This is a genomic window from Neoroseomonas rubea, from assembly GCF_016106015.1.
Taxonomy (GTDB): Bacteria; Pseudomonadota; Alphaproteobacteria; order Acetobacterales; family Acetobacteraceae; genus Neoroseomonas; species Neoroseomonas rubea.
Genome location: NZ_JACADQ010000439.1, coordinates 1 through 2,778 on the forward strand (window position 1 = coordinate 1; position 2,778 = coordinate 2,778).

Sequence of the window (2,778 nt, forward strand, 5' to 3'; positions counted from 1 at the left end):
CGGCTCGCCACGCTGGCGCCTGAAGCGCGCGGCTTCGTCATGGCCTGCAACGCCTCGGCGATCTTCCTCGGCCAGGCGGGGGGGGCCGCAGCGGGCGGGGCCGGCATCGCGGCGTTCGGCCTGCCGGGCGCGGGGCTGGCCGGCGCGGCCTTCGCGGTGCCCGCCTTCCTCCTTGCGCGCCGCTGCTTCGCCCCCCGCTGACGGGGCGGGGAATTCGTGTAGCCTCCCGCATCCGGAACGTCGGCGCCCATGGACCAGGGGCGAGAGGATCGACGATGGGAGGGAATCGGATGCTTGGCCTGATGCAGGACTGGCCGCTGCTGATGCACACGGTCATCGACCATGCCGCGATCCAGCACGCGCGGCGGGATGTGGTCACGCGGTCCGTCGAAGGGCCCTTCCACCGCACCGACTACGCGACGATCCGCGCCCGGTCGCTCCGGGTCGCGCAGCGGCTGGTGAAGGATGGCATCAGGCCGGGGGATCGCGTCGCGACGCTCGCCTGGAACACCTGGCGCCACATGGAGGCCTGGTACGGCATTACCGGCGCCGGCGCCGTCTACCACACCGTGAATCCGCGGCTGTTCCAGGACCAGATCGCCTGGATCATGAACCACGCCGGCAGCCGAATCATGATGCTGGACCTGACCTTCGTGCCGCTGGTGCAGTCGCTCGCCGAACGGCTTCCGGCGGTCGAGCGCTTCGTCATCCTGACCGATGCGGCGCACATGCCGCAGACCAGCCTGCGCGGCGCCGTCGCCTATGAGGACTGGATCGCAGAGGTCGATGGCGACTTCGCCTGGATGCGCGTCGACGAGCAGGCGGCGGCGGGCATCTGCTACACCTCCGGCACCACGGGCGACCCCAAGGGCGTGGTCTATTCGCACCGGTCGAACGTGATCCACGCGCTGGTCTGCAACCAGGTGGACGCCTTCGGCCTCGCGGCGGGGGACCGGGTGATGCCGGTCGTGCCGATGTTCCACGCCAATGGCTGGTCGCTGCCGCTCTGCGCGCCGATGGTGGGTGCGGCGCTGGTCATGCCGGGGGCGAAGCTCGACGGCGCTTCGGTGCATGAGGCGATCGAGCGCGAGCGCGTCACCTTCTCCGCCGCCGTGCCGACGGTGTGGATGATGCTGCTGCAGCACCTGGAGGCGACCGGGTCGCGCGTCGATTCCATGCAGCGCGTGGCGATCGGCGGGTCCGCCTGCCCGCCCGCCATCACCCGCGCCTACCAGGAGAAGTACGGCGTGCGCGTGATCCACGCCTGGGGCATGACCGAACTCTCCCCCGTCGGCACGCTCTTCGCCGTGAAGCCGGAAGTGGCGGGGCTGACGGGCGAGGCGATGCTCGCGCTGCAGGCCAAGCAGGGCACGCCGCCCTATTCGGTCGAGATGAAGATCACGGACGATGCGGGGCGCGAACTGCCCTGGGACGGGACGACCTTCGGCCGGCTCAAGGTGCGCGGCCCGGCCATCGCGCGGCGCTACTTCCGGCGGGAGGAGGAGGAGATCCTCGACGAGGCCGGCTTCTTCGACACCGGCGACGTCGCGACCATGGACGAGCACGGCTACATGGAGATCACCGACCGGTCCAAGGACGTGATCAAGTCGGGCGGGGAGTGGATCTCCTCCATCGCGCTCGAGAACGCGGCGGTCGGCTATCCCGGTGTCGCGGAAGCGGCGGTGGTCGCGATGGCCGACCCGAAATGGGACGAGCGGCCGCTGCTGATCCTGGTGATGAAGCCGGGCGTGCTCTCCCCCAGCCTTGCGCAGATGCGCGAGTATCTCGCCGACAAGGTCGCGAAGTGGTGGCTGCCGGACGACCTCGTCGTGCTGGACGAGATCCCGCACACGGCGACGGGCAAGATCCTCAAGACGAAGCTGCGGGAGATGTTCAAGGACCATCGCCCGCCGGGGTGATGCCTGGTCGCGCGCTGCCAGGCGCCGGCGCGCCGCCGATGACCCGGCGATGCGCTTCGTTGCACTTCGTCGCGCGGCCGCGTGCGACGCTGCGGCGCCCCGCGCGGAGTGCGACCATGCGCCTGCCGACCGCCCTGATGATCATCCTCGCCGCCGCGCCGGCCGCCGCGCAGCCACAGGATGGCGCGCGGCTGCGCGAGCGCGTCGAGCAGCGCCACGCCCAGTCCCGCACGGTCGAGCCGCAGCCGGGGACGGAGCGCATCCTGCTCGCCAAGGATGGCGGCACGCGCGCCTTCCTGCTGCACGCCCCGCCCGGCGCCCAAGGCCCGCGGCCGTTGGTGCTGGTCTTCCACGGCCTCGGCGGCAGCGGCGCGGTGGTGGAGCGCATGTCGCGCTTCTCCGCCCTCGCAGCCGCGCAGGGCTTCCTCGTGGCCTATCCGGAAGGCCGCGAGGGCGCCTGGCGCGTCTTCGCCCCCGACCGCGCCGATGTCGCCTATGCGCGGGACGTGGTGGCGGCGGTGGCGGAACGGCACGCGGTGGACCGGCGCCGCGTCTATGCCGCGGGCATTTCCAACGGCGCGATGATGGCCGCGCTGCTCGGCTGCGAGGCGCCGGAGACCTTCCGCGCCGTGGGCCTCGTCTCGGGCGGCTATGTCCGCCCCTGCCCGACCGCGCCGCGCGCGCCGGCCATGCTGTTCAACGGCACGGCGGACGACCTGCTGCCGATCGGCGGGCGGGGGCGGATGATGCCGGTGCGCGACTTCGCCGCCGCCTGGGGCAGCGGGCCGGGCTGCCGCGCGACGCCGCATGCGCTCGCCCCCATGGGCGGCGCGCCAGCGGAACGCTTCGCCTGCGGCGG

General features: G+C 72.4%; 3 protein-coding genes. All 3 read left to right on the forward strand.

The features are described from left to right. On the forward strand, positions 1-201 hold a 201-nt coding region (locus HW577_RS23275), incomplete at its 5' end, for a hypothetical protein (protein ID WP_408639552.1). An 89-nt stretch (positions 202-290) separates the two neighbouring features. After that, positions 291-1,919 carry a long-chain-fatty-acid--CoA ligase gene (locus tag HW577_RS23280; RefSeq protein WP_198378490.1) on the forward strand — a complete coding sequence of 543 codons (1,629 nt, stop codon included), beginning with the start codon at positions 291-293 and terminating at the stop codon, positions 1,917-1,919. A 116-nt stretch (positions 1,920-2,035) separates the two neighbouring features. Beyond that, the coding region (locus HW577_RS23285; RefSeq protein ID WP_198378491.1) for a CE1 family esterase at positions 2,036-2,778 on the forward strand (743 nt) is incomplete at its 3' end.